General features: G+C 72.9%; 23 protein-coding genes. 13 read left to right on the forward strand and 10 right to left on the reverse strand.

What is annotated here, in order from left to right; genetic code table 11:
- Nucleotides 1-35: 35 nt before the first annotated feature.
- The 6 genes from ACH45N_RS06160 to ACH45N_RS06185 all read left to right on the forward strand — a co-directional run bounded on the left by ACH45N_RS06160 (nucleotide 36) and on the right by ACH45N_RS06185 (nucleotide 9,073).
- Complete coding sequence (locus tag ACH45N_RS06160) at nucleotides 36-1,724, forward strand: FAD-dependent oxidoreductase (protein WP_397392147.1); 1,689 nt, start codon at nucleotides 36-38, stop codon at nucleotides 1,722-1,724.
- A gap of 72 nt (nucleotides 1,725-1,796) precedes the next feature.
- On the forward strand, nucleotides 1,797-4,094 hold the full coding sequence (locus tag ACH45N_RS06165; RefSeq protein ID WP_397392149.1) for a collagen binding domain-containing protein: 2,298 nt from the start codon (nucleotides 1,797-1,799) through the stop codon (nucleotides 4,092-4,094).
- 45 nt (nucleotides 4,095-4,139) lie between these two features.
- Complete coding sequence (locus tag ACH45N_RS06170) at nucleotides 4,140-5,033, forward strand: amidohydrolase family protein (protein ID WP_397392151.1); 894 nt, start codon at nucleotides 4,140-4,142, stop codon at nucleotides 5,031-5,033.
- Nucleotides 5,034-5,094: 61 nt separating this feature from the next.
- Nucleotides 5,095-6,237 carry an N-methyl-L-tryptophan oxidase gene (gene solA / locus ACH45N_RS06175; RefSeq protein ID WP_397392153.1) on the forward strand — a complete coding sequence of 381 codons (1,143 nt, stop codon included), beginning with the start codon at nucleotides 5,095-5,097 and terminating at the stop codon, nucleotides 6,235-6,237.
- A 55-nt stretch (nucleotides 6,238-6,292) separates the two neighbouring features.
- Nucleotides 6,293-6,799, forward strand: coding sequence for a hypothetical protein (locus ACH45N_RS06180; protein ID WP_397392155.1), 507 nt, complete (start codon nucleotides 6,293-6,295; stop codon nucleotides 6,797-6,799).
- Between the two features lie 93 nt (nucleotides 6,800-6,892).
- Nucleotides 6,893-9,073: an RICIN domain-containing protein gene (locus ACH45N_RS06185; protein WP_397392157.1), complete on the forward strand. Its 2,181-nt coding sequence runs from the start codon at nucleotides 6,893-6,895 to the stop codon at nucleotides 9,071-9,073.
- Between the two features lie 147 nt (nucleotides 9,074-9,220).
- Here ACH45N_RS06185 and ACH45N_RS06190 read toward each other — a convergent pair whose 3' ends face one another.
- The gene (locus tag ACH45N_RS06190) at nucleotides 9,221-9,961 is read right to left on the reverse strand and encodes an SDR family oxidoreductase (protein WP_397392159.1); all 741 of its coding nucleotides are present in this window, start codon (nucleotides 9,959-9,961) and stop codon (nucleotides 9,221-9,223) included.
- Nucleotides 9,962-10,061: 100 nt separating this feature from the next.
- Here ACH45N_RS06190 and ACH45N_RS06195 point away from each other — a divergent pair, with 100 nt between their 5' ends.
- Nucleotides 10,062-10,889, forward strand: coding sequence for a helix-turn-helix transcriptional regulator (locus ACH45N_RS06195; RefSeq protein ID WP_397392161.1), 828 nt, complete (start codon nucleotides 10,062-10,064; stop codon nucleotides 10,887-10,889).
- 28 nt (nucleotides 10,890-10,917) lie between these two features.
- Nucleotides 10,918-12,318: a Na+/H+ antiporter NhaA gene (nhaA, locus tag ACH45N_RS06200; protein WP_397392163.1), complete on the forward strand. Its 1,401-nt coding sequence runs from the start codon at nucleotides 10,918-10,920 to the stop codon at nucleotides 12,316-12,318.
- Nucleotides 12,319-12,323: 5 nt separating this feature from the next.
- Here nhaA and ACH45N_RS06205 read toward each other — a convergent pair whose 3' ends face one another.
- The 3 genes from ACH45N_RS06205 to ACH45N_RS06215 all read right to left on the reverse strand — a co-directional run bounded on the left by ACH45N_RS06205 (nucleotide 12,324) and on the right by ACH45N_RS06215 (nucleotide 14,543).
- On the reverse strand, nucleotides 12,324-13,217 hold the full coding sequence (locus tag ACH45N_RS06205) for a slipin family protein (RefSeq protein WP_397392165.1): 894 nt from the start codon (nucleotides 13,215-13,217) through the stop codon (nucleotides 12,324-12,326).
- A gap of 148 nt (nucleotides 13,218-13,365) precedes the next feature.
- Nucleotides 13,366-13,962 (reverse strand): DsbA family protein, encoded by a 597-nt coding sequence (locus ACH45N_RS06210; RefSeq protein ID WP_397392167.1) that lies wholly within the window; start codon nucleotides 13,960-13,962, stop codon nucleotides 13,366-13,368.
- Complete coding sequence (locus ACH45N_RS06215) at nucleotides 13,959-14,543, reverse strand: TetR/AcrR family transcriptional regulator (RefSeq protein ID WP_397392169.1); 585 nt, start codon at nucleotides 14,541-14,543, stop codon at nucleotides 13,959-13,961. The genes ACH45N_RS06210 and ACH45N_RS06215 overlap by 4 nt, the downstream gene beginning before the upstream one ends.
- 116 nt (nucleotides 14,544-14,659) lie before the next feature.
- Between ACH45N_RS06215 and ACH45N_RS06220 the strand changes: the two genes are divergently transcribed.
- Nucleotides 14,660-15,502 (forward strand): alpha/beta fold hydrolase, encoded by an 843-nt coding sequence (locus ACH45N_RS06220; RefSeq protein WP_397392171.1) that lies wholly within the window; start codon nucleotides 14,660-14,662, stop codon nucleotides 15,500-15,502.
- Nucleotides 15,503-15,639: 137 nt separating this feature from the next.
- Here the strand turns inward: ACH45N_RS06220 and ACH45N_RS06225 are convergent, their stop codons facing one another.
- Nucleotides 15,640-16,053: a winged helix-turn-helix transcriptional regulator gene (locus tag ACH45N_RS06225; RefSeq protein ID WP_397392173.1), complete on the reverse strand. Its 414-nt coding sequence runs from the start codon at nucleotides 16,051-16,053 to the stop codon at nucleotides 15,640-15,642.
- Nucleotides 16,054-16,176: 123 nt separating this feature from the next.
- Here ACH45N_RS06225 and ACH45N_RS06230 point away from each other — a divergent pair, with 123 nt between their 5' ends.
- The gene (locus tag ACH45N_RS06230) at nucleotides 16,177-17,019 is read left to right on the forward strand and encodes an SDR family oxidoreductase (RefSeq protein ID WP_397392175.1); all 843 of its coding nucleotides are present in this window, start codon (nucleotides 16,177-16,179) and stop codon (nucleotides 17,017-17,019) included.
- A 105-nt stretch (nucleotides 17,020-17,124) separates the two neighbouring features.
- Here ACH45N_RS06230 and ACH45N_RS06235 read toward each other — a convergent pair whose 3' ends face one another.
- Complete coding sequence (locus tag ACH45N_RS06235; protein WP_397392177.1) at nucleotides 17,125-18,657, reverse strand: HNH endonuclease; 1,533 nt, start codon at nucleotides 18,655-18,657, stop codon at nucleotides 17,125-17,127.
- Between the two features lie 399 nt (nucleotides 18,658-19,056).
- Between ACH45N_RS06235 and ACH45N_RS06240 the strand changes: the two genes are divergently transcribed.
- Nucleotides 19,057-19,638, forward strand: coding sequence for a cysteine hydrolase family protein (locus ACH45N_RS06240; RefSeq protein ID WP_397392179.1), 582 nt, complete (start codon nucleotides 19,057-19,059; stop codon nucleotides 19,636-19,638).
- Complete coding sequence (locus tag ACH45N_RS06245) at nucleotides 19,635-20,606, forward strand: GlxA family transcriptional regulator (protein WP_397392181.1); 972 nt, start codon at nucleotides 19,635-19,637, stop codon at nucleotides 20,604-20,606. Before ACH45N_RS06240 ends, ACH45N_RS06245 begins: the two co-directional genes overlap by 4 nt.
- An 11-nt stretch (nucleotides 20,607-20,617) precedes the next feature.
- Here ACH45N_RS06245 and ACH45N_RS06250 read toward each other — a convergent pair whose 3' ends face one another.
- A complete protein-coding gene (locus tag ACH45N_RS06250) occupies nucleotides 20,618-21,004 on the reverse strand; it encodes a DUF1304 domain-containing protein (protein WP_397392183.1) in 387 nt (128 codons plus the stop codon).
- A 130-nt stretch (nucleotides 21,005-21,134) separates the two neighbouring features.
- Here ACH45N_RS06250 and ACH45N_RS06255 point away from each other — a divergent pair, with 130 nt between their 5' ends.
- Nucleotides 21,135-22,058, forward strand: coding sequence for a helix-turn-helix domain-containing protein (locus tag ACH45N_RS06255; RefSeq protein ID WP_397392185.1), 924 nt, complete (start codon nucleotides 21,135-21,137; stop codon nucleotides 22,056-22,058).
- On the opposite strand, the gene ACH45N_RS06260 is transcribed toward ACH45N_RS06255, so the two are convergent.
- From ACH45N_RS06260 to ACH45N_RS06270, 3 genes are all read right to left on the reverse strand, one after another.
- Nucleotides 21,957-23,165, reverse strand: a complete 1,209-nt coding sequence (locus ACH45N_RS06260; RefSeq protein ID WP_397392187.1) for an MFS transporter — start codon at nucleotides 23,163-23,165, stop codon at nucleotides 21,957-21,959. The genes ACH45N_RS06255 and ACH45N_RS06260 overlap by 102 nt on opposite strands.
- A gap of 58 nt (nucleotides 23,166-23,223) precedes the next feature.
- Nucleotides 23,224-23,865: a DedA family protein gene (locus ACH45N_RS06265; RefSeq protein ID WP_397392189.1), complete on the reverse strand. Its 642-nt coding sequence runs from the start codon at nucleotides 23,863-23,865 to the stop codon at nucleotides 23,224-23,226.
- An 87-nt stretch (nucleotides 23,866-23,952) separates the two neighbouring features.
- Nucleotides 23,953-24,390, reverse strand: coding sequence for an Lrp/AsnC family transcriptional regulator (locus ACH45N_RS06270; protein ID WP_285102503.1), 438 nt, complete (start codon nucleotides 24,388-24,390; stop codon nucleotides 23,953-23,955).
- Nucleotides 24,391-24,426 lie beyond the last annotated feature (36 nt).

Here is a 24,426-nt window from a genome sequence, read left to right on the forward strand (position 1 = left end):
CCACGCAGGGCCGGCCGGCGTCTACGCTGGGCGCCATGGACGACAGGCCAGTCATCCTGCTGGCGGGCGGCGACCACGCCGACGTCGTCGAGCAGGAGTTCCGCGCCCGGTATGACCGCGACTACCGGATCGAGCTGACCCACGGCGTGGCCGCATGCCTGGACCGGGCGCGGGCGCTCGTCGGCGAGGGCGAGCAGGTCGCGATGGTCGCCTCCGAGCACCACCTGGCGGACGGCACCGCGATCGAGCTGCTGCACCAGCTCCCCTCCGTCGTCGCCACCGCGCGGCGCGTGTCGCTGGTCCCGTTCGAGTACTTCAACGACAGCCTGGACGAGCTGCGGGACGCGATGACGCGCCGCGACCTCGACACGTACGTCATCCTCCCGCGCGGGCCGCGCGACGAGGAGTTCCACACCGCGCTGATCGAGCTGCTCTCCGAGTGGGGCTGGTCGGTGGGCCGGCCCGTCGTGACGGTGACGGACCTGGTGGCCGAGCCTGGCGACCGCAACGCGGCGGCCATCCGGGACCTCCTGGAGCGCCTCGGCTTCCCGTACCGTTCGCTCACGCCGGACGACGAGGAGGCCGAGGCGATCCTCGAGGCCGCCGGCCCGGGCGCCGAGCTGCCCGTGGTCAGCACGTTCCGCGGCCAGGCCCTGGCCGCGGCGACCCCGGCGGCCGTCACCGAGGCGATCTACGGCGGCTTCGACTCGATCCCCGACGGCGTGATCGCCGACGTCGCGATCGTCGGCGCCGGCCCCGCGGGGCTGGCCACGGCCGTCTACGCGGCGTCCGAGGGGCTGGCCACGGTCGTGCTCGAACGGGACGCGATCGGCGGCCAGGCCGGGTCGAGCTCGATGATCCGCAACTATCTCGGGTTCCCGCGTGGCATCTCGGGCATGCGGCTCGCCCAGCGGTCCCGCATCCAGGCCAGCCGGTTCGGCGCGCGCTTCTTCACCGGACGCCCCGCGGCCCGGATCGAGCCGGGGCCGCCGAACGAGCCGGAGCACCAGCACGTGCACGTCCGCGGTGCGCAGCTCTGCGCCCGGACCGTGGTGCTCGCGACCGGGGTGAGCTACCGGCGGCTGGGCGTGCCCGGGGTCGAGGACCTGGTGGGCGCGGGCGTGTACTACGGCGCGGCCACGTCGATGGCGCGCGAGCTGCAGGACCGCGACGTCTACGTGGTCGGGGGCGGCAACTCCGCGGGTCAGGCCGCCGTCCACCTCGCCAAGTTCGCGGGTGGGGTGACCATCCTGGTGCGCCGCGCGAGCCTCGCCGAGACCATGTCGGACTACCTGGTCCGCGAGATCGAGGCGACGCCGACCATCCAGGTGCGCACGCGCACCGTCGTGGCCGACGGCGGCGGCGAGGGCTGGCTGCAGTGGCTGCGGCTGGAGGACCTGGACACGGGCGAGTCCACCAAGACCTCCGCCGACGGGCTGTTCTGCCTGCTGGGCGCGGAGCCGGACTGCACGTGGCTGCCCGAGGGCGTGGCGCTCGACGAGCGCGGGTTCGTGCTGACGGGCCGGGACGTGCCGCGCGAGGCCTGGGTCGACGGCCAGCCGCCCGCGAGCCTGGAGACCACGGTGCCCGGCGTCTTCGCGGTCGGCGACGTGCGCGCCGGTTCCATGAAGCGGGTCGCCTCGGCGAGCGGGGAGGGCGCCTCGGTGCTCCCGCTGGTGCACGCGCACCTGGCCCGGCTGCGCGCCCGGGAGTTCGGCGCCTGATTCCTCCCGGAACCCGATGCGTGCGCATCCTTCCTCGCGCGGTGAGACCGGTTGTCTCATAATGTGTCGACCGTGAAGCGCACTGCAGGGGGCTTGGGCGCGCTCGCGACGGCGGTTCTGGTCGCGATCGGCGCAGTCATTCCGACGATGTCGGCGTCGGCGGAGACCACCGCGGGATGGGCCGAGTGGGAGCCGTTGACCGGCTCGGCCGGCGACTGGTCGACGAGCGTCCGGCTCCCGGCCGCGGGGTTCCCGGAGGCGACCGTGACCTCCGACTCGCGCGGCGGCGTCGGCGTCATCTCCGGGGCGTCGTCCTGGCTGAGCGCGGCCACGCCGCCCGGCGCGGTCTACGGGTCGAGCCGGGACCAGCAGTACCTCAACCTGCGCCCGCAGGCCGACCGGCCCACGTCGCCGTCGACCACCACCTACACGTTCGAGCGTCCGACCCCGGCGAGCGGCTGGGCGTTCGTGCTCGGCGACATCGACGCGGACCGCGCGGTCGTCACGGCGCTCGGCGCCGACGGCCGGCAGCTCGCCGGCGCCGAGCTGGGCTTCCAGGACGGCTTCAACTACTGCCCGGTCCCCGGGGGACCGTCGTGCACGGGGGACCCGGCCGACGTGCCGGCGTGGGACCCGGCCACCGGCGAGCTGATCGGCAACCCGGCCGCCGCCGACACCTCGGGCGCCGCGGGCTGGTTCCGGCCCACGACGCCGATCAAGACCCTGACCATCGAGTTCTTCCAGCGCAGCGGTTTCCCCGTGTACCAGACGTGGTTCGCCTCCCTGGCGCGGGACATCTTCGGCACGGTCAACCTGGTCGACGACACCGGTGCGCCCCAGGGCGTGCTGGGCGGGGCGACCCTCACGCTGTTCGGCCCGGACGGCGCCGAGCTCGCCACGACCACCTCGGACGAGAGCGGCCAGTACGCCTTCCCCGGCTACACGGCCGCGGCGGGGTACAGCGTGGAGCTGACCACCCTGCCGGAGGCGGACCGCGAGCACCCGTTCGGCCTCGTGCCGTTCGGCGACCGGCTGGTCACGGACGTGGACCTGACGGACGAGGACGCCACCGGCGTCGACCTCGCCGCGCGCGACGTCGTCCCCGTGGCCGTCAGCGGCACGGTCCTGACCGACGACGGCACGCCCGTTCCGGGCGCGACGGTCACCCTCATGCCGGTCGGCGGCGGCGCGCCGCTCACGGCCGTGACCGGCTCCACGGGCGAGTACCTGATCGACCACGTCGGCTGGGACGCCGCGAACGACCGGCCCCGGCAGTACACGTTCACGCTGAGCGACGTGCCCGAGGGCTTCACCGTCGCGACGATGCCCGACGACATCACGGTCGACGTCGGCCAGGAGGACCCCAGCACGGGCAACGACTTCGTCGTGACGGCGCCCGCGTCGCTCTCCGGCACGGTGACCGTCGGCGGCGAGCCCGTGGCGGGGGTCGTCGTCACGCGGGAGGGCCCGGACGGCCCGGTCAGCACGACGACGGGCGCCGACGGCACCTACCTCTTCGAGGGCGTACCGGCGGGCGACCACACGGTGAGCGTCGCCGTGCCCGACGGGTACCGGGCCGACGGCCCGGACAGCCGGGACGTCACGGTCGGCGCGGACGACGTGACCGACGTCGACTTCGGCCTGTCGCACCCGGGGGCGGTCGGCGGCACCGTGACCGACGACGCGGGGGAGCCCGTGGCCGGCGCGACCGTCACGGTGACCGGCCCGGACGGCCCCGTCACGCTGGTCACGGACGACGTGGGCGGGTACTTCGTGGGCGACCTGCCGCCGGGCGACTACACGATCACCCTCGTGGTGCCGGAGGGTTACACGGCCGACGTCACCGAGCGGTCCGTGACCCTGACCCGCGCCGGCGAGGACCTGCTGGAGGAGAACTTCGCGCTGGTCGACGGGTCCGCCGAGGTGCAGGAGCTGCCGGCCGGCGGGACGGTCACCCACACCGAGGGCGCGCCCGTCCCCGACACCACGGTCACCGTGACCGACGCGGACGGCGCGCGGGCTGGTACCGCGACCACGGACACCGAGGGCGCGTGGGTCACGGAGCTGCCGCCGGGCTCGTACACCGCCGTCGTGCACCCCGGCCAGGGGTACGTGGTCGACGGCGAGGACAGCATCGCCTTCGAGGTCGTGGACGAGGAGGTCACGGGGCTCGACTTCGTGCTCACGAACGCCACGCAGGCGCCGAGCCCGGCGCCCGGCACCGGTCCGTCGGCCGACCCGGATCCCGATCCGGCCGAGCCGGGCGACCTGGCCGCGACCGGCGCGACCGTCGGCGCGGTGGCGCTGGCCGCAGGGGTGCTGGTGGCCGTGGGCGTCGGGATGGTCCGGGGGTCCCGCCGCCGGAGCTGAGACCGGCACCGCCGGAGCACGACCGGGGCAGGGCAGGATGACGCCATGACGCACAAGGCCGTGCCCGAGAAGATCGACGCCCACCACCACCTCTGGGTCCGCTCGCGGACGCCGCAGCCCTGGATCGACCCCGGCACGATGGGCGCCATCGACGCCGACTTCACGCCGGACGACCTGGACCGGGCGCTCGCGGGCCAGGGCGTGACGGGGACCGTCGTGGTCCAGTCCGTCCCGGTCGAGGCCGAGACGGCGGACCTCCTGGACCTCGCGGCGCGCACGCCGGTGGTCCGGGGCGTCGTCGGCTGGGTGGACCTCGCCGACCCCGGCGTCGCGGACGCCGTCGCGCGGCTGCGGTCGGGCTCCGGGGGAGCGCACCTGGTCGGCGTCCGGTCGATGGTCCAGGCGGAGCGCGACCCCGGCTACCTCGACGGCGCGGACCTGCGGCGGGGCCTGCGGGCGGTCGCGGACGCCGGCCTCGTGGTCGACCTGGTCACCCGGCACGAGCAGCTCCCCGCCGTCGCGCGGCTGGTGCGCGAGGTGCCCGACGTGCCGTTCGTGCTGGACCACCTGGGCAAGCCGCCGCTCGCCGGCGACGACCCCACGACGACGGGCGACCTCGCGGACTGGGCGACGGCGATCGACGCGATCGCGGCGGCGCCGAACGTGACGGCCAAGCTGTCCGGCCTGGTCACCGAGGCGTCGTGGGCGCACTGGTCGGTGGACGGGCTGCGGCCCGCCGTCGACCACGCGCTGGCCGCCCTCGGGCCGGAACGCCTCATGTTCGGCTCCGACTGGCCGGTCAGCCTCCTGGCCGCCCGCTACGACCGGTGGGTCGACACGCTCACGGACCTCCTGGCCGGGCTGACGCCCGCCGAGCAGGACGCCATCTGGCACGGCACGGCGCGCCGCGCGTACGGCCTGCCCCCGGGCGACCGGTGACCTGGTCTCGACGACCGGGCGGGCGGTCCTGCCTCGTCCGGCCGCGGGTTAGCGTGCAGGGGTGAACACCATTACCTCGGACGTCGTCGTGGTCGGGCTGGGCGGGTTCGGCAGCGCCGCGCTGTGGCGGCTCGCCGAGCGCGGCGTGTCCGTCGCCGGCATCGACCGCTTCGACGTCGGCCACAACCTGGGCTCCTCGCACGGCGTGACCCGGCTGTTCCGGGTCGCCTGCATGGAGCACCCTGGGCTCGCCGCGGTGGCCCGCCGGTCGCTGGACCTGTGGACCGAGCTGGGGGAGCGCTACGGCGAGTCGTACGTGGAACAGACCGGCTGCCTGAACGTGGGCGCGCCGGGCTCGCACGTGATCCAGGGCACCATGGCGGCGGCCGCCGCGGCCGGCGTCGAGCTGGACCGCCTGTCGCACGACGAGCTGGTCCGCCGGTACCCGCAGTACGCCGCGTACGACGACGAGACGGTCGCCGTGCTCGACCCCGAGGGCGGCCTGTGCTTCCCGGAGCGCAACGTCCGCGCGCAGGTCCGGGCGGCCGTCGAGGCCGGCGCCCAGGTGTACCCGGGCACGCGCGTGACGGCGGTCGAGCTCGTGGACGGGGGCGTGCGCGTGACCACGCCGACCGCCGTGTTCGAGGCCGGGCAGGCCGTCGTGGCCGCCGGGGCCTGGAACGCGAAGCTCCTGCCCGACCTGCCGCTGCGGCCGCGCCGCACGCCGCTGTTCTGGTTCGCGCCGCAGGCGGGCGCCACCCAGCCGTTCGACCTGTCGGCGTTCCCGTCGTTCATCTACGAGCTCGCCGACGGGCGCGGGCTGTGGGGCCACGGCAGCGGCGACGGCTTCCACATCAAGATCGGGCTGAGCGACCACGGGCACGACGACACCGACCCCGACGAGCTCGACCGGTACATCCACCCGCGCACCGACGTCGACCGCCTGGCCGAGACGGTCGCGGCGGCGTTCCCGCAGGTGGACCCCGTCCCGGTCAAGGCGATCCCGTGCATGATCACCAACTCGCCGGACGAGCAGTTCCTCGTCGGCCGGCCCGGCGGCGACCCGCGCCTGGTCATGGCGGGCGGCGACAGCGGCCACGGGTTCAAGCACGTCGCGGGCGTGGGCGAGCTGCTGGCGCAGATCGCCGTCGGCGAGCAGACCTTTGGCGACGTGGGCTTCATGAACCCGGACCGGTTCGTGTGACGTCGCGCGTGAAGAATGGCACCGAGCACCCCCTGACATGCGGAAAGATGCGCGCATGAGGTTCGAGTATTTCGCAGCCCCGGACGACGAGACGGCTGCCCTGACCATCGACGGCGGCGAGATCGACGGGGCCGTGGCATCCCACGTGGTCGATCCTGCTTCCGTGCTGGGCCAGCTGGAGCGGCTGCTCGGCGGCCCCACCGGCGACGACGGCCTGCGCAGCGCCCAGCTCGTGGCCGAGAGCCCGGACGGTGCCCGGCTGCTGATCCGGCTGTCCAACCACCTGGTCACGCTGTTCGGCATGGTGCGACCCACCACGCTCGACGACGTCGTCCGGCACTGGTCGCTCTCCCGGCGGTTCCGCCGCGCCGAGCCCGAGGACCTGCACGCCTTCGCCGCCGGCCTGCACGAGCTGTGCGAGGGCACCGGCAAGCGGGTCTACTGCCGCGCGACGGCCGACGAGAGCGAGCTGGCCGCCGCCATGGCCCCGGCCGCGGCGGTCCCGGCGGGCCTGGAGGGCGCGGACCCGGACGAGCCCAGGCCCCTGCCCCGGCGGCGCTGATACGGGGTTTTACCTACTGACAGGTTAGTAAGTGGATCGGTAGGGTGAGGGGCCGCCGCGACGATGCGGCGCCCTACCCTGCCGGAGGCTGCCATGTCACGTGTTCGGAAGGTGGTCGGCGCGCTGAGCGCCGTCCTGCTCGCTGGCCTGCTGGGGGTGGTCGCGTCGCCCGGCGCGGTCGCCGCCTCCACGGGCACGATCGTCGGCTCGGGCAGCGGCCGGTGCCTCGACGTGACCGACGGGTCCACGGCGAACGGCAACCGGCCGCAGGTCTGGGACTGCACGGCGAACAACGCCAACCAGACCTGGACCTTCGCCGACGACGGTTCCGTGCGCGGGCGCGGCAAGTGCCTCGACGTCGCGGACGGCTCGACGGCGAACGGCGCCGTCGTCCACCTCTGGGACTGCTACTCCTCGCTCGCGAGCCAGCGGTGGACCCTGACCGCGGCGGGCGACCTGGTCAACCAGGCCGCGAACAAGTGCCTGGACGTCACGGGCGGCGCGACGGCGAACGGGACCAAGGTGCAGCTCTGGACCTGCACGGGCGCCGCCAACCAGAAGTGGACGCACAACGGAGGCTCCGTGCCGCAGCCGAACCCCGACCCGGTCCTGCCGGACCCGGCCAACCCGGACCTCGGCCCGAACGTGGCCGTCTTCGACACGTCCATGTCCGACTCTGCGGTCCAGGCCAAGCTGAACAGCGTCTTCGACGCCCAGGAGACCAACCAGTTCGGCACCCAGCGCCAGGCGCTCCTGTTCTACCCGGGCTCCTACGACGTCGACGCCAACGTCGGCTTCTTCACGCAGGTCGCGGGCCTCGGCCTCGTGCCCGACGACGTGAACATCAACGGCCACGTGCACGTCGAGGCCGACTGGTGGCCGGACGGCTCGCAGAACGCCACGCAGAACTTCTGGCGCTCCGCCGAGGGCCTGTCCGTGACGCCCGCCGACGGCAACGACCGCTGGTCCGTCTCCCAGGCGGCGCCCTACCGGCGCATGCACCTGCGCGGCGGCCTCGCCCTGTCCGACGGCGGCTGGTCGTCCGGTGGCTTCATCGCCGACTCGAAGATCGACGGCCAGATCAACTCCGGCACCCAGCAGCAGTTCCTCACCCGGAACTCCGCCATGGGGAGCTGGACCGGGTCCAACTGGAACCAGGTGTTCGTGGGCAGCACCGGGACGCCGTCGAACAGCTTCCCGAACCCGCCGTACACGACCATCGCCACCACCCCGAAGGTCGCCGAGAAGCCGTACCTCTACGTCGACGACAACGGCTCCTACCGGGTCTTCGTGCCGGCCGTCCGGTCCGGCTCGACCGGCACCACGTGGGCCAACGGCAGCCCGGCCGGGCGCTCCCTGCCGATCGGCGACTTCCACGTGGTGCGGCCGGGCGACTCCGCCGCCAGCATGAACACGGCGCTCGCCGCCGGCAAGCACCTGCTGGTCACGCCGGGCACGTACCCGATCAACCAGACGCTCCAGGTCAACCGCGCGGACACCGTGGTGCTGGGGCTGGGTCTCGCCACGTTCGTGCCGCAGGGCGGCATCGACGCCATGCGCGTGGCCGACGTCGACGGCGTGCGCCTGGCCGGGATCATGTTCGACGCCGGGACCGGCGGCTCCAACGTGCTGCTGCAGGTGGGCCCGGCCGGGTCGTCCGCCGACCACGCGGCCAACCCGACGGTGCTGTCCGACGTGTTCATCCGGGTGGGCGGCTCGGTCGCCGGCAAGGCCGTGGTGAGCATGGAGGTCAACAGCGACGACGTGATCGGCGACCACGCCTGGATCTGGCGTGCCGACCACGGCAACGGCGGCACGGTGGGCTGGACCATCAACACCGGCCGCAACGGCCTGATCGTCAACGGCGACGACGTCACGATGTACGGCCTGTTCGTCGAGCACTACCAGCAGTACCAGACCATCTGGAACGGCGAGCGCGGGCGCACGTACTTCTACCAGAACGAGATGCCCTACGACCCGCCGAACCAGGCCGCGTACATGAACGGTTCCACCGAGGGCTGGGCGGCGTACAAGGTGGGCGACGCCGTGACCGACCACCAGGCCTGGGGGCTCGGCAGCTACGCGTTCTTCAACGTCAACCCGGCGGTGGCGAACGCGCGGGCCTTCGAGGTGCCGGTGCGGTCGGGGGTGCGGTTCCACAACATGGTGACGGTGTCGCTGGGCGGGGTGGGCACGATCCGGCGGGTCATCAACAACACGGGGGAGACGGTGAACGGCTCGCGGCAGGTGACGTACCTGACGACGGGGCCGTGACCTCCGCGGGCTGATCCGCCGGATCCCGCCGGATCCCGCCGGATCCCGCCGGATCCCGATCCCCTTTGAGGCCCGGGTTTCTTCGCTTTGAGCCAGCTCAAAGCGAAGAAACCCGGGCCTCAAAGGGGAGTCTCCAGGGCAGAACTGTCAGCGCTGGGCCGCCGGGCGCACGATGATCTCGTTCACGTCGACGTCGGCGGGCTGGGCCAGGGCGAACGAGATCGCGCGGGCGATCGCGTCCGCAGGGATCAGGTTGCGGCGGAAGGCCTTCATGTAGTCGGTCGCGCCGGGGTCGGTGATGTGGTCCGCGAGCTCGCTCTCGACCGTCCCCGGTGTGATCGTGGTCGTCCGGATGCTCGGGTCGGACTCCAGGCGCAGGCCCTCGGTGATGGCCCACGCCGCGAACTTCGTGGCCGAGTACACCGCCGACGTCGGGTACACCTCGTGGGCCCCGACCGAGGCGACGGTCACGACGTGGCCGCCGCCCTGCCGCCGGAAGTGCGGTAGCACCGCGGCGATGCCGTACAGCAGGCCGCGCACGTTGACGTCGATCATCCGGTCCCACTCGTGGACCAGGAGGGCGTCGAGCCGGGACAGCGGCATGACGCCCGCGTTGTTCACGATCACGTCGATCCGGCCGCGCTCCTGGACCACGCTGTCGACCGCGGCGCGCACGGCGTCGGCGTCGGTCACGTCGAGCCGCACGGTGGCGGCCCGGCCGCCGTCGGACCGGATCTTCTCCGCGACGGCGTCCAGGCGGTCGGTGCGCCGGGCGGCGAGGACGACGTCGTGGCCCTCGGCGGCGAGGCGGACGGCCGTGGCCTCGCCGATGCCGCTGCTGGCGCCGGTGACGAGGACGACCTTGGTGGTGCTCGTTGATGTGGTCATGGCTCCAGGCTGGTTCGCCGCCCGGCGGCCAGGAAGGACGCCGTCCTCCTGGGTGCGGCGCACCCTGGCTGGCCGACGGCGGCCGCCGTACCGTCGGCGCATGACCGCATCACCGCTCGGCGACTTCCTGCGCGGCCGGCGCGACCGCCTCACCCCGGAGGCGCTGGGGCTGCCCGTCTACGGACGGCGCCGCGTCGCCGGGCTGCGCCGGGAGGAGGTGGCCATGCTCACCGGCGTGAGCGTGGACTACTACGTGCGGCTCGAGCAGGGCCGCGAGGTCAGCCCGTCGCCGCAGGTGCTCGACTCGCTCGGGGAGGTGCTGCGGCTGGACGACGACGGCCGCCAGCACCTGTACCGCCTCGCCGGCCTCAGCCCCCGCCCGCTGCCGCCCGCCCCCGTGGAGGAGGTGGATGCCGCCCTGCTGGAGCTCCTGCTCTCGTGGCCCGCCAGCCCGGCGCTCGTGCTCGGGAGGGCGTACGACGTGCTCGCCGCTAACCCGCTGGGCGAGGCCCTCTTCGGTGGCTTCCCGTTCTCGCGGAACCTGACGCGCGCCGTGTTCCTGGACCCGGGGGCGCGCCTCCTCTACCCGGACTGGCACCTGGTCGCGGAGAACGCGGTGGCGGGGCTCCGGCTCGCGGACGGGCTCCTGCCCGGCGATCCCCGGATCCGGGCCGTGGTGGACGAGCTGCGCGTGAAGAGCCCGGACTTCGTGGCCCTCTGGGACCGGCACGACGCGCGGGGCAAGCGGCTGGACACCAAGCGGTTCCGGCACCCCGAGGTGGGGCCGCTGGAGCTGCGGGTGCACGTGTTCGCGGTACGGGGCGCGCCAGGGCAGGAGCTCGTGGTCTATCACGCGCCCGCGGGGTCGCCGTCGGCCGAGGGGCTGGCGCTGCTGGGGACCCTCGCGGCGACGCGGCGGATCGGCTGACGCCGTCGGCGTCTTCTATCCTTGACCCGTGGCAGACCGGATCCCTACGGGAGTACCTACCCGCCCAGGGCCCAGGCCCAGGGTCGTCATCCCGTATCCCCGGCTCTCCCCGGGACTGCGCAGCTACTTCGCGACCGAGGGCGGGGGCGCGACGCTCCTGCTCGCGGCATCGGCCATCGCGCTCGTGTGGGCGAACGTGGCGGGCGGCTCGTACGAGGCCATGTGGGACACGCCGATCAACCTCACGGTCGGCACGTGGGAGCTGCACCTCTCGCTGCACCACTGGGTCAACGACTTCCTCATGGCCGTGTTCTTCCTGGTGGTCGGCGTCGAGGTGAACCGCGAGCTGACGGTCGGCGAGCTGCGCAGCTTCCGTGCCGCGTCCGTGCCGCTGTTCGGCGCCATCGGCGGGCTGGCCGTGCCGATCGGGATCTACCTGCTGATCAACCCGTCCGGGCCGGACGCCGCCGGCTGGGGCCTGCCGATGTCCACGGACACGGCGTTCGTCATCGGCGTGCTGGCGCTCGTGGGGCCGCGCTGTCCGGACCAGCTCCGCATCTTCCTGCTGACGCTGGCGATCTTCGACGACATCGGCGCCATCGCCCTGCTCGGCATCTTCTACTCCGACGCGCTCATGATGGGCGCGCTCGTGCTCGCGGCGGTCCTGGCCGTCGTGCTGTTCGCGATGCGCTGGATCGGCATCTGGCAGATCGCGCCGTACCTGATCGTGGGCGCCGTCCTGTGGGTGGTCGTCCTGGAGTCGGGGCTGCACCCCACGCTCGCGGGCGTCGTCGTGGGCCTCGCCGTGCCCACGGCGCGGCACGGCAACGACGACGAGGCGCGCCTGCACTTCGGCTTCTACGGGCGCGCGCTCATGGAGGAGCTGGACCCTGCCCGGTCCCGGCTCGCCGTGCGCGCCGCGCAGTCCGCCGTGCCGACCAGCGACCGCCTGCTCGACGCGCTGCACCCGCTGAGCTCGTACGTCGTGGTGCCGGTGTTCGGCCTGGCCAACGCGGGTGTGGTGCTCTCCGGGGAGTCCATTGACGCCGCCCTGTCCAGTCCCGTCACGCTCGGCGTGCTCGTCGGGCTGGTGCTCGGCAAGGGGATAGGTGTGTTCCTCGGCGCGATGATCGCGCTGGTGACCGGGCTGGGCACCCTGCCGGGCCGGGTCCGGTACGGGCATCTCGCCGGCGGCGCGTTCCTGTGCGGTATCGGCTTCACCATCGCGCTGTTCGTCAGCGAGCTCGCCTTCGACGACGAGGCCCTGATCAACGAGGCCAAGGTCGGCATCCTGGTCGGGTCGCTCCTGTCGGGCATCATCGGCGCCGTGATCCTGCGCTACTTCGGCGACCGGCTGCCGCTCTGCTCGCCCCACGAGGCCTCCGGCCCGCCGCCGCTGCCCGAGGGGGCGTGGCGCCCGCCGGCCTGACGGCGTCAGGGCACCGCCGGCCTCGGGTGGTGCTCCTGCCCTTGCGTCGTGGTGGCCTCGCCCCGGGCCGGGGCGGCGTCACCCTGGGCCGGGGCGGCGTCGCCGCCGGCCGGTGCCTTCTCCGCCGCGGCCGCCTCCTCGCGGGCCAGGAAGGCGCCGAGCTCGCCGATGGTGCTCATCAGCGGCGCGGGGAACACGACCGTGGTGTTCCGGTCGACGCCGAGCTCGACCAGTGTCTGCAGGTTGCGCAGCTGCAACGCCAGCGGGTGCACCATCATGATGTCGGAGGCGTCGCCCAGCCTCGTGGCGGCGAGCTGCTCGCCCTCGGCGTTGATGATCTTCGCGCGCTTCTCCCGCTCGGCCTCGGCCTGACGTGCCATGGCGCGTTTCATGGTGTCGGGCAGCTGGATGTCCCGGAGCTCGACCAGCGTGATCCGGAGGCCCCACTCGGTGGTCGTGCGATCGAGGATCAGGCGGATGGCGTCGTTGATCCGGTCGGTCTCCGCCAGGATCTCGTCCAGCGCGTGCTGCCCGACGACGTTCCGCAGCGTGGTCTGGGCGATCTGGTTGATGGCCGCGGTGACGTCCTCGATCTCGATCACGGACCGCACGGCGTCGACCACCCGGAAGTAGGCGACGGCGGCCACATCGACGCTGACGTTGTCCTTGGTGATGATGCCCTGGGACTGGATCGGCATCGTGACGATCCGCAGGGAGACCCGGTGCAGCACGTCGACCACCGGGATGATGACTCGGAGGCCCGGCTCGCGGGTGCCCTCGAGCCGGCCGAACCGGAAGAGCACCCCCCTCTCGTACTGCTTGACGATCTTGACGGCCATCGCGAGGCCGATCAGGGCGAGAGCAAGGATCACGATCAGGATCCAGGCCGCGGTGCTCATCGGAAGGCTCCGCGGGGTCCGCGCGAGGGGCCCTCAGCCGGCGGGCCGGCGATCGACGTCGTCATGACGCCTACCTCTCAAGAAGGTTCCGGACCGGTCCCGGGCGGAGGCGTCCCGGACTCGTCCACTCCTCACGATACTCCGGCGCCTACCGCCCCCAGCGCGACGTGCGCTTGCGCGACAGGCCCATCGTGTCGCGCAGGTCCGTCACGGTGACGTCGCCCAGGTAGGGCTCGTCGTTGATGAACAGCGTGGGCGTGCCGTGCACGCCGGAGTCGATCCCGTCCTGGTAGTCGGTGCGGACGGCGTCGGCGAACTTCTGCGCCGGGTCGCCCACCAGGGTGCTGGTGTCCAGCCCGAGCTGGTCGCCGTACCGGACGATCGACGCGTCGTCGAGGCTGTCCTGGTTCTTGAAGAGCAGCCCCGCCATCGGCCAGAACGCGCCCTGGTGGCCGGCGGCCTCCGCGGCCAGGGCCGCCGTGAGCGCGTACGGGTGCGGTTCGAACAGCGGGAAGTGGCGCCAGACCAGGCGCACCTGCCCGTCCGAGTTCTTGATGAGATCATGCAGCACGGGCTTGGCCGCGCCGCAGTACGGGCACTCGAAGTCGCCGAACTCCACGATCGTGAACGGCGCCTCCGGGTTGCCGTAGGCCCAGCGGAACGCGAAGTCGGCGTCGTGCGGGGCAACCGGCGCGGCGTGGGGCACGGCCTCCCGTGCGCTGCCGTCGGACTCGTCGATGGTCATGGCGTCATCCTTTCACCGGCGGGGCGGATCGCGGCGTCGAGCAGGGTCTCGGCGGCCGCCCGCGCGTGGTGCGCGGCCTCCGGGGTGCCGGCGATGGCGGCCGTCGTCTGCGCGCCCTCGGCCAGGATGGCGAGCTGCGGGGCCAGGGCGGGCGGCGCCCCGGCGTCCGCCACGAGCCGGGCGACGTACCCCTGGAAGGTGCGCTTCTGCTCGCGGACGGCGTCCGCGACGGCGGTCGACGACGCGCCCAGCTCGCCGTGGGTGTTGATGAACGCGCACCCGCGGAAGTCGGGCTCGCGGAACCATGCGTCGAGGAAGTCGAAGATCGCCAGGATGCGCTCGCGGGCCGTCGTCGCCGGCTCGGACGCCGCGGCGAGCCCGTTGTCCCAGACCTGCGTGCGGTGGCGCAGGACGGCCACGATCAGCTCGTCCTTCGAGGCGAACAGCGAGTAGATCCGCTTGAGGGACACGCCCGCCGCCGTCCGCACCGCGTCCATGCCCACGGCCTGCACGCCGCGCGCGTAGAACAGCTCGTCAGCGGCCCGGACGACGTCCTCGCGCGCCGTCTTCTCGTCGATCATGCGATCTCACCCCGTCTTGTGTCCCGCACGAGTTGCGCGGAGAACGTTCGTTCTCTACTGTAGCGGACGTGGGCGGAGAACGAACGTTCTCCGCTGGGATCGAGAAGGAGACGGACATGGGTTACATCACGGTCGGCACCGAGAACAGCACCTCCACGGAGCTGTACTACGAGGACCACGGCTCGGGTCAGCCCGTCGTGCTCATCCACGGCTACCCGCTCGACGGGAACAGCTGGGAGCGTCAGTCGCGTGAGCTGATCGCCGCCGGCTACCGCGTCATCACCTACGACCGCCGCGGGTTCGGCAAGTCGAGCAAGGTCGGCACGGGCTACGACTACGACACGTTCGCCGCCGACCTGGACGCCGTCCTGACGTCCCTCGACCTGCGCGACGTCATCCTCGTCGGCTTCTCGATGGGCACGGGCGAGCTGGCCCGCTACGTCAAGAACCACGGGGCCGAGCGGGTCGCCAAGCTCGCGTTCCTCGCCTCCCTCGAGCCGTTCCTCGTGGCGGCCGACGACAACCCCGAGGGCGTGCCGCAGTCCGTGTTCGACGGCATCGCGGAGGCGGCCCGCTCCGACCGCTTCGCCTGGTTCACCAACTTCTACCAGGACTTCTACAACCTGGACGAGAACCTCGGCAGCCGCATCAGCCAGGAGGCCGTCACGGCGAGCTGGAACACGGCGACGGGCAGCGCGCCGGTCGCCGCGTACGCCGTGGTCCCGTCCTGGATCGAGGACTTCCGGGCCGACGTCGAGGCCGTCCGTGCCGCCGGCAAGCCGTCCCTGATCCTGCACGGCACCAAGGACAACATCCTGCCGATCGACGCGACCGGCCGCCGGTTCCACGCCGCCTTCCCGGAGGCGGAGTACGTAGAGCTCGAGGGCGCGCCGCACGGCCTGCTCTGGACGCACGCGTCCGAGGTCAACGAGGTGCTGCTCCGCTTCGTGCAGTCCTGACCCGCTCCCGGACCCCGCGCTGAGATTGCGCGGGGACCGGGTTGAACGGAGTGGTCGGTAGAAGGTCAGGTGATCGGTAGTTCGGGCTGCCGATCACCTGACCTTTTGCCGACCACCCGCACTCCGGCGCCGCCAGGTCAGCGGGGGAGCGGTCCCGTGTAGTCGGCGCGGGAGCGCTCGACGTCGGCCATGTGCGCGTCGCCCCAGGCGCCCAGGGCGGCGAAGACGGACTGCAGGCTGCTGCCCAGCTCCGTGATCTCGTACTCCACGCGCGGCGGCACCTCCGCGTAGATCCTCCGCCGGACCAGCCCGTCGCGTTCGAGCTGGCGCAGGCGCTGGGTCAGCACCTTGGGCGTGACCCCGATGCGCCGCTCCAGCTCCACGAAGCGCTGGGTCCCGTGCGCCTGCAGCACCCACAGGATCGGCGTCGTCCAGCGGCTGAAGACGAGGTCGACGACCGGCGAGATGGGGCACGCGGTGGCCGGGTCGTCGTCGGGCTGCGGGTACCAGGTGCTGGTCCCGGCCTTCGTGGCCGGTGTCGCGTTCGGCATGGCAGGCTCCAATACTTTCCTGAGGGAACCTACTGTACTGACGCTCGTAACGTCGGCGGCACCGCGGCCGCAGGGGCCGTCCGGCCCGCGTCGAGGGCCGCGTCCTACCGACAAGGAGCACCCATGATCGTCGTCACCGGAGCCACCGGGAACATCGGCCGCCCGCTGGTCGCCGAGCTCGCCCGACGGGGCCATGACGTCACCGCCGTCTCCCGCGCGGGTCTGGCCCCGCTCGACCACCGCCTGGTCCGGGGGGTGAGGGCCGACCTGGCCGAGCCGGAGGGCCTGCACGCCGCCGTCGACGGTGCGGACGCCCTGTTCCTGCTGGTGCCGGGCTCGGGCGGGCACCTGGACACCGAGCGGATCATCGGCATCGCCGCGGAGGCCGGTGTGCGCCGGATCGTCCTGCTGTCCTCGCTGGGCGCCGTCACCCGGGCCGGGTCGGCCTCGCACGCCCCGCTCGCCGAGCTGGAGAAGCGGGTGCAGGGTTCGGGCCTGGAGTGGACGCTGCTGCGGCCCGCCGACTTCGCGAGCAACGCGCTCGCCTGGGTCCCGACCATCAGGTCGGAGCGCGCCGTCCATGCACCGTTCGGTGACGTCGCGCTGCCCGCCGTCGACCCGCTCGACATCGCGGAGGTCGCGGCCGCCGCGCTGGTCGACACCGGTCACGGCGGCCGTTCCTATGTGCTCACCGGCCCTGCCGCCCTGTCGCCGCGCGAGCGGACCGGGGTGCTCGCCGAGGTGCTCGGCGTGCCGATCGCATTTGTCGAGCAGACCAGGGACGAGGCGCGTGCGGACATGGTCGCGTACATGCCGGAGCCGGTGGTCGAGGGCACGCTCGGGATCCTGGGAGAGCCGACGCCGCAGGAGCAGCAGATCAGCCTCGACATCGAGAACGTGCTGGGGCGGCCGGCACACACGTTCGCCGACTGGGCGCGCCGGAACATGGGCTCGTTTACGGTCTGACCGGTCGAGGTGGAATTCCGCGCGTTGTTGGTCACGGGTCCGAGCGGCCAGTCCAGGCCGCCGGACCTGTCCGGGCCCGCCCGCCTGTGGATGAAATTGGGCCTATCAGAACGGTGGCTCACCCGGGAGTGCCCGGGACTTCGTGACGGCTGAGTCGCCCTGCTTGTTCAGGTGCCCGCCCGTCGGTCGCACCTGGCTCCCGAGGCGGTGTCGGGTGTCGTCGATGAGGCTGGTGACGTCGTTGCTGATGTGACCCACTTGGGTGGGTGGTCGGGTGTGGGTGCGCCCGGTGGGTGCGGTCCAGGTCGTGGTTCCGGTGCCGGGGTCGCGTATCACTTCCCAGCCGCCGTGTGTCTTGGCGAGGTGGTGCGTGCGGCACAGGGGTTGGAGGTTGGTGGCGCGGGTCTGTCCCGGCATGTCTGGTGGTCGGTCGGCGGCGTCGAGGTGGTGGTCGTAGGGGTCGATGTGGTCGAGGTCTGCCCAGCGGGCGGGTCGCTCGCACTGGGGGAAGCAACAGGTCTCGTCCCGGGCGATGACCGCGCGCCGGAGGACCTTGCCGGGTTGGTAGGTGGTGGTGGAGTAGTCGGTCAGGATCCCGGTGACGGGGTCGGTGATCAGGCGTTGCCAGGTGGCGTCGGTGGCGATGCGGGCGGCTGTCTCGGCGGGGATGGGGCCGTACCCGTCGAGGAGGCCGGGGGTGTTGTCCAGGCCGAGGAGCGTGGTGGCGGGGACCGTGACCCTGATCTGGGGCTTGGCCGTGACGACCCGGACGGTCGCGCCGCCGCACAGGCACCCGCCGCAGGTGCACCCGGTGGCGGGCGCGGTGGTGCGCGGCATGGTCTGGGTGCCGGTGTCTGGAGCACAATCAGGCTGGGGCGGGACGATGATGCGTCCGGTGGTGATCGCGACCAGGGCGTCGGCGCGGGCCTGGGCCAGGGTGCGGGTGTTGCCAGGCGTGCGGCGCAACGTGTGGGCGGTCTGTTCGACGGCGTCCCACACGGCGGCCGCGTCGGTGGCGGGCAGGTGGGCGCTGAGCCAGGCCATGGCGTTGTCGGCGGGGTCCAGGAACACGGCGCGGCGGGTGGTGGCGTGCTTGGCGACTTCGGTGGTGCCGTGCAGTCGGGTGGCGTGCTGGTTCATCTTGTCGCGGAGCCAGCGGCGGGTGTGGTCGGGGGCCTGGGGGAGGTAGAGGGTGATGGCGTGGTCGCGTTCCTCGATGGTCAGGGGGTTGCCGGCGCGTAGCAGGATGTCGGCCTTGGCGGTGTCGATGTGGCCCTGGTGGAGGGCGTTCATGACCTGGGGGTGGTCGGCCAGGCCGGTGCCGCGGGCCATGAGCTTGTTCGCGTCGCCCTGTGGGATGTGGAGGCGGGCGCTGATCTCGGCGGCGGCGGCGTTGTGCTCGGCGGTCCAGCCGCGTCGTCGGGCGATCTCGCCGGTGGCGCGCGACTGCATCGCGGTGGCCCAGGAGATCACGTCCTGCCACCGCGCCGCGACGTCCACGAGCGCGGCGTCATCGGTATCCGCCACCTCGACACGGGTCAGGGCAGCGACCAGGCTCGCCCCCACCGGTAGGCCGGTGAGCTGTGGCAGCGAAGCCAGGTCCGGATTCTCGGTCTGCCCGTCGACGAGATCGCTCACCGTCGCATGTGTGCTGCGCCCATGACCTGGCCAGGTCACCGTGGCAGCCGGCAGGGATCCCTCGCCGCTCAGGGCCTGCGCGCTCCAGCACAGTGTGTGGAACGAGGTCGTCGTGCCCGCAGGAGCCGGTGGCAATGCGGCGGCGAGGGCGCGCTCGATGGTGGTTGCGGGGCTGTCCGGCGTCTCCATCCTGGCTCCCTTCGTCGATGAACGACAAGAATAAGACGTCCTTGGATCGAATATACGTTCGATACCAAGCGACCGCACCCCCAGGTCCAGATCTGTGGACAACCTCGTCCGTCGGCTCCGGATGCGACCCACCTTGCGTGACCGGATCTGTCCGCCCCGCGACCTGATCCAGCCTCCCGCGCGGACCGCACCAGGAAGCAGACTGGGGGCATGAGCAGAGCACTGATCGTCATCGACGTCCAGGAGTCCTTCCGGGTGCGCCCGCTGTGGGCCGAGACCCTCAACCCAGGGGTCGCCGAGCCCGTCAACCGGTTGGTCGACCTCGCCCGCGCCGCCGGCGACCTGGTCATCTGGGTGCTGCACACCGAGCCGGGGTCGGGCAACCCGTTCGACCCGGCGACCGGTCACGTCCGCCTGTTCGAGGAGCTGGGCGAGCCCCGGCCCGGCGAACCCCTGCTGCACAAGACCTCGCACAACGCGTTCACCACGACCAACCTCCAGCAGATCCTCACCACCCACGGCGTGGGCGAGCTGCGGATCTGCGGCATCCGGGCCGAGCAGTGCGTGGAGACCACCACGCGCGTCGCGTCCGACCTGGGCTACGACGTGACGTTCGTCAGCGACGCGACCACGACGGACCCGCTGGGCCGGTTCAGCGCCGCCGACATCCTGGAGCGCACCGAGACCGTGCTCCGTGACCGGTTCGCGCGCATCGCGACGGTCGCGGAGCTCGGGTCCGAGGACAAGGCCGACGCCGGCTCCCCGGCCGGGGTGGCAGCATCGACGGCGTGACCACCGTCGTCTTCCTGATCCTGCCCGGGGTCCACCTGCTCGACCTGGCGGGCCCCGCGCAGGCGTTCTTCACGGCCGGGGACTTCGGCCACCGCTACGACCTGCGGTATGTCTCCGGTGCGCCCGTCGGCGGACCTCCGGACCGTGCCCCGGCCGGCGGCAGCCCCGTGCCGGACGCCGCCACGGTCGCCTCCGCACAGGGCCTCCCGCTGGTCGCCGGTACGGACTGGCCGGCGCTTGGCCCGGACGACCTCGTCGTCGTCCCCGGATGGCGCGTGGGCGACGACCCGCAGGCGTGGCCCCGCCTGACCGCGGAGGCGCGCGAGCGGCTCCGCGCGCACCACGCGGCGGGCGGCACCGTGGCCAGCGTGTGCGCGGGCTCCGACGCCCTCGGCCAGGCCGGGCTGCTCGACGGCCGCCGCTGCACCACGCACCACGCCGTCCAGGACGCGCTGGCGGCGCGGCACCCGCGGGCGCACGTGGTCCGCGACGTCCTGTTCACCACCGACGGCGGCGTGGTCACCTCCGCGGGCATCGCCAGCGGCATCGACCTCTCGCTGCACCTGCTCGCCGTGCGGCACGGCCCGGCGCTGGCCGCCCGGGTGGCCCGGGAGATGGTCGTGTACGTCCGCCGGAACGGGACGGAGCCGCAGGCCAGCGCGATGCTGCGGCACCGGTCGCACGTCGACGACACGGTGCATCGCGCCCAGGACCACATCGACGAGCACTTCGCGCGGACCCTGCCGCTCGCCGACCTGGCGGCGCGGGCCGGCGTCGCCGAGCGCACGCTGACCAGGGCGTTCACCCGCGCCACCGGCGTGACGCCCCTGCGCTACCAGCAGCTGCTGCGGCGCGAGCGCGCCGAGCACCTCATCGGGCAGGGCGCCACGGTGGAGTCGGCGGCCCGCACGGTGGGCTTCGAGGACTCCCGCTCCCTCCGCCGCCTGCGCAACGTCACCGCCGAATGATCGGCAGGTCGTCAGATCAGCAGGCCGATGACGACCGCGACCACGGCCAGCAGCGGGGTCACGCCCTGCTTGAGCGCCGCGCTGCTCTTGCTCGGGTCCGAGACGATCAGCACGAGCGACGCCGCCACCATGGAGCCCGCCCCCGCCAGCACGAGCGCGGCGCCCGCCGCCGTCGACCCGGTCGCCGTCAGCACGATGCCCACGGCCGTGACGATCGCGAGGAACAGGTTGTAGTACCCCTGGTTGAGCGCGAGCGGCTTGGTCACCTCGGCCTCCTCGGCGCTCATCCCGAACGTCGCGAGGGTGCGCTTCTCGGTCCAGGCGAAGGACTCCAGGTAGAAGATGTAGACGTGGATCAGGGCCGCGATCCCCGCGAGCGCGAGACCGACGATCAGCATGGTGACTCCTTCGCAGCCGGCATGTCACGCGCAGTATGCCAGGGGGTCACCGGCTGGGCGTGCCGGGCGCACGGGGCCTGCCGGGAATAGCGGGCGCCCCGTCATGGCTCCGCTACGTATGGAGTGGGAGATGACGGCGCTGAAGCGCGAGCGGTTGCCTGCCGGATCGACGGTGGTCCGGCACGGGGCGCTCTGGGCACTGGTCGTGTCGGGTGCCGCGACCCTCGAGACGGCGGGCGACCGCCGGACGATCCTGCCGGGCGACGCGATCCTCGTCAGCTCCCGGACGGCGCACCGGTTCGCGGCCGACGTCGAGACCGACCTGGTGCACGGCGACCTCCGGCGAACCGCCCTGGGCACGGCCTGGCCGAGCCCGCTGGTCCTGCGCGGGTTCGGCGACGAGCATCCCGGAGTCGCCGCGCTGGTCACGACCTGCCCGCTCACGGCGGAGTGCAACGCGGGCCTGTTCGCGGCGGCCTACGCGGGCCTCCTCGGAGCGGCGATCTCCTCGATGGCCCGTACGGCGGAGGTCGGCGACCGGGACGGTGAGGCAGGCGGTCCGGCCGACGACCCGCAGGTGGCCCAGGTCGTGGCGGCCCTCGCGGAGCGGCCGGGCGAGCCGTGGAACCTCGACCGGATGGCCGGCCTGGTGCACCTGTCGCGCTCGGCGCTGACGGACCGCTTCCGCCGCGCGACCGGGCACAGCCCGATGCGGATGCTGCGGGAGGTCCGCATGAACCAGGCCCGCCGGCTGCTCACCAAGCAGTGCCTCGCGGTCACGCGGGTCGCGTTCGAGGTGGGGTACGGCTCGGTTGCCGCGTTCAGCCGAGCCTTCACCGCGGACCATGGCATCTCGCCCCTCGCGTGGCGCGCCATGCCCGAGGCGGCGGGTCCGGCGCCCGCACTGCCCGAGGCAGAGGGGCCGGCGCCCGCCGCACGGGCACGCAGGACGTCAGCCGCGAGGTATCCGCAGCAGTCCCCAGCCCAGGCCCGCAGCTACGGCCGCCCCCGCGCCGACCAGCAGCAGCGGCCGGACGCCGTACCCGTCCAGTAGCGCCCCGCCCAGCGCGGAGCCCACCGTGATCGCCACCTGGAAGGCGGTGACGCTGAGCGACATCGCCGACTCGCTCCGTTCCGGCTCGACCCGTGAGCCCCAGAGCTGCACGATCACCGGGACCATGTTGAACGCGAAGCCCCACAGGACCACGGCGACGGCCAGCACCGGCACGGACGGGGCTGTCGCGCTGAGCAGCAGGGCGACGCCCAGCGCGATCGGTGCGGCCGCGGCGAGCGGCCGGAGCCAGCGCGCCAGCAGCCCGGCGACGACCGTGCCTGCGACGGCGCCGACGCCCCAGGCCAGCAGCATCCAGGTGGTGGCTCCCGGGTCGATGCGGTCGATTGCGAGGCGGATGTAGGGGTAGGCCGCGAAGTTGCCGAAGGCAACCAGGACCACGCAACCGATGCCTGCCATCAGCCGCCCGTTGCGCAGGGCCTCGGTCAGCATGCGCAGACCCGCCGTCGGGTGGGCCGGTACGGAGGGGAGGGCGACCGCGAGGGCGACCGCGCTGATCGCGCAGAGGGCGGCGGCGCCGCCGAACGCCGTCCGCCAGCCGACGGCGTCGCCCACGATCGACCCGAGCGGGACGCCGAGCACCGTGGCGATGCTGACGCCGAACGAGATCGCTGACGACACCAGCCGGTCCTTGCCCGGGACGGCGTGCGTGCCGACGCCGAAGGCGAACGTCCAGTACCCGGAGATCGCGATGCCGAGCAGGAGCCGGCCGACCAGCAGCACGGCGAAGCTGGGTGCGACGGCGACCGCGAGGTTCGAGACCGTCGCGGCGGCCAGCAGGGCGAGCAGGACCTTGCGGCGGTCGGCCCGCGGAAGCAGCACCGCGATGCTCGGCGCGGTGAAGGCCCCCGCGATCGCCGTCGCTGCGACGGCAAGCCCCGCCGTGCCCTCGCTCACGCCGATGTCGGCCGCGAGGCCGGGCAGCACGCTCGCGGGGAGGAACTCGCTCGCGACCAGGATGGCGATGCCGGAGGTGAGCGCGATCAGAGGGGACCAGGTCTTGCCGGGGAGCGGGGCCGGGGTGACGCTCGGCGGCGGGCCGTCCTGGCTGCTGGGCTGCACGGGTGCAGCGGTGTTCTGGGTTGGCATGCTCCCAGCCTGTGCGCGACGCGTCGACACCGGTTGATCGCCCGGCGCGCTCGGTTGATCACTCGGCCGGTGCTACGCGGCCCGCCCGGTCGTGGCGCCAGGCGCGGACGCCCGCGACGACGGACGCCGCGATGACCACGCCCGCGACGACGTACGCGATGGGCCGGACCGACGGGTCCGACGCCGCGTGGTAGCCGAGCACCGTGATGAGCACGCCCCAGCTCACGGCCCCGAAGATGTTCGCGGTCAGGAACCGCAGGTAGGACATCCCGCCGATGCCCGCGATGACCGGCACGAACACGCGCGCCCAGGGCATGTACCGGCCGATCACCACGGACCACCAGCCGAACAGCTCGTAGAACCGTTCGGTGCGCACCACCATGGCCTGCACCCAGCGCCCCTTGCGGGTGCTCAGGTACGGGCGTCCGTATTTCCGCCCCAGCAGGAACGCGACCTGGTCGCCCGCCACGGCGGCGACGCCGACGCCGATCGCGAGCACCCAGATGTCGATGCGGTCGGTGCTGCCGGCCACGATCCCGGCGCCGAACAGCAGCCCGTCCCCGGTGAGGAACGGGATGAAGACGCCGACGAAGAACGCCGTGCCGACGAACACGAGGCCCCAGACGGCCAGGTAGAAGGCGAGGGGGCCGAGCACGTCGAGCCAGCCGGCGACGTCGTCCGAAACCGCGGTCCTGATCATCGAGGGCGTCCTCCGGAGCCGTGGGGGAGCGTTGGTGAGGACAGCCTAAGCTCCGCCGCCGCCCGCGAGGACCGCCGCCGGGTGGAGCTAGGCCCCGGGCCGGTCCACCACCCGGGACATCACCAGCGCCGTGCGCGTCTTGACCACGTGGGTCACGGTCCGGATGCGCTCCACGGTGCGCTCGATCTCCTCCATGCTCGTGGCCATGACGTGCACGATCGCGTCCGCGTCGCCGGTCACGGTGGAGACGCGCACCACCTCGGGGATGGGCGCGAAGTCGCGCTCCAGCACCTTGGGTGACACGATCCCGGAGCAGAAGATCTCGACGTAGCCCTCCAGGATCCAGCCCATGGCCTGCGGGTCCACGCGCACGGTGAAGCCGGCGATCTCCCCGCGGGCGAGCATGAGGTCGACCCGACGCTTCACGGCCGGCGCCGAGAGGCCCACCACGCTGCCGACCTCCTGGTACGTGGCACGCCCGTCGCGCAGCAGCTCGCCGACGATTGCCCGGTTCACGGCATCCATGAACGAATCGTTCAATACTCGCTGCGATTGCGCAAG

Origin of the sequence: Promicromonospora sp. NPDC019610, assembly GCF_044389365.1 — a bacterium.
GTDB lineage: Bacteria > Actinomycetota > Actinomycetes > Actinomycetales > Cellulomonadaceae > Promicromonospora.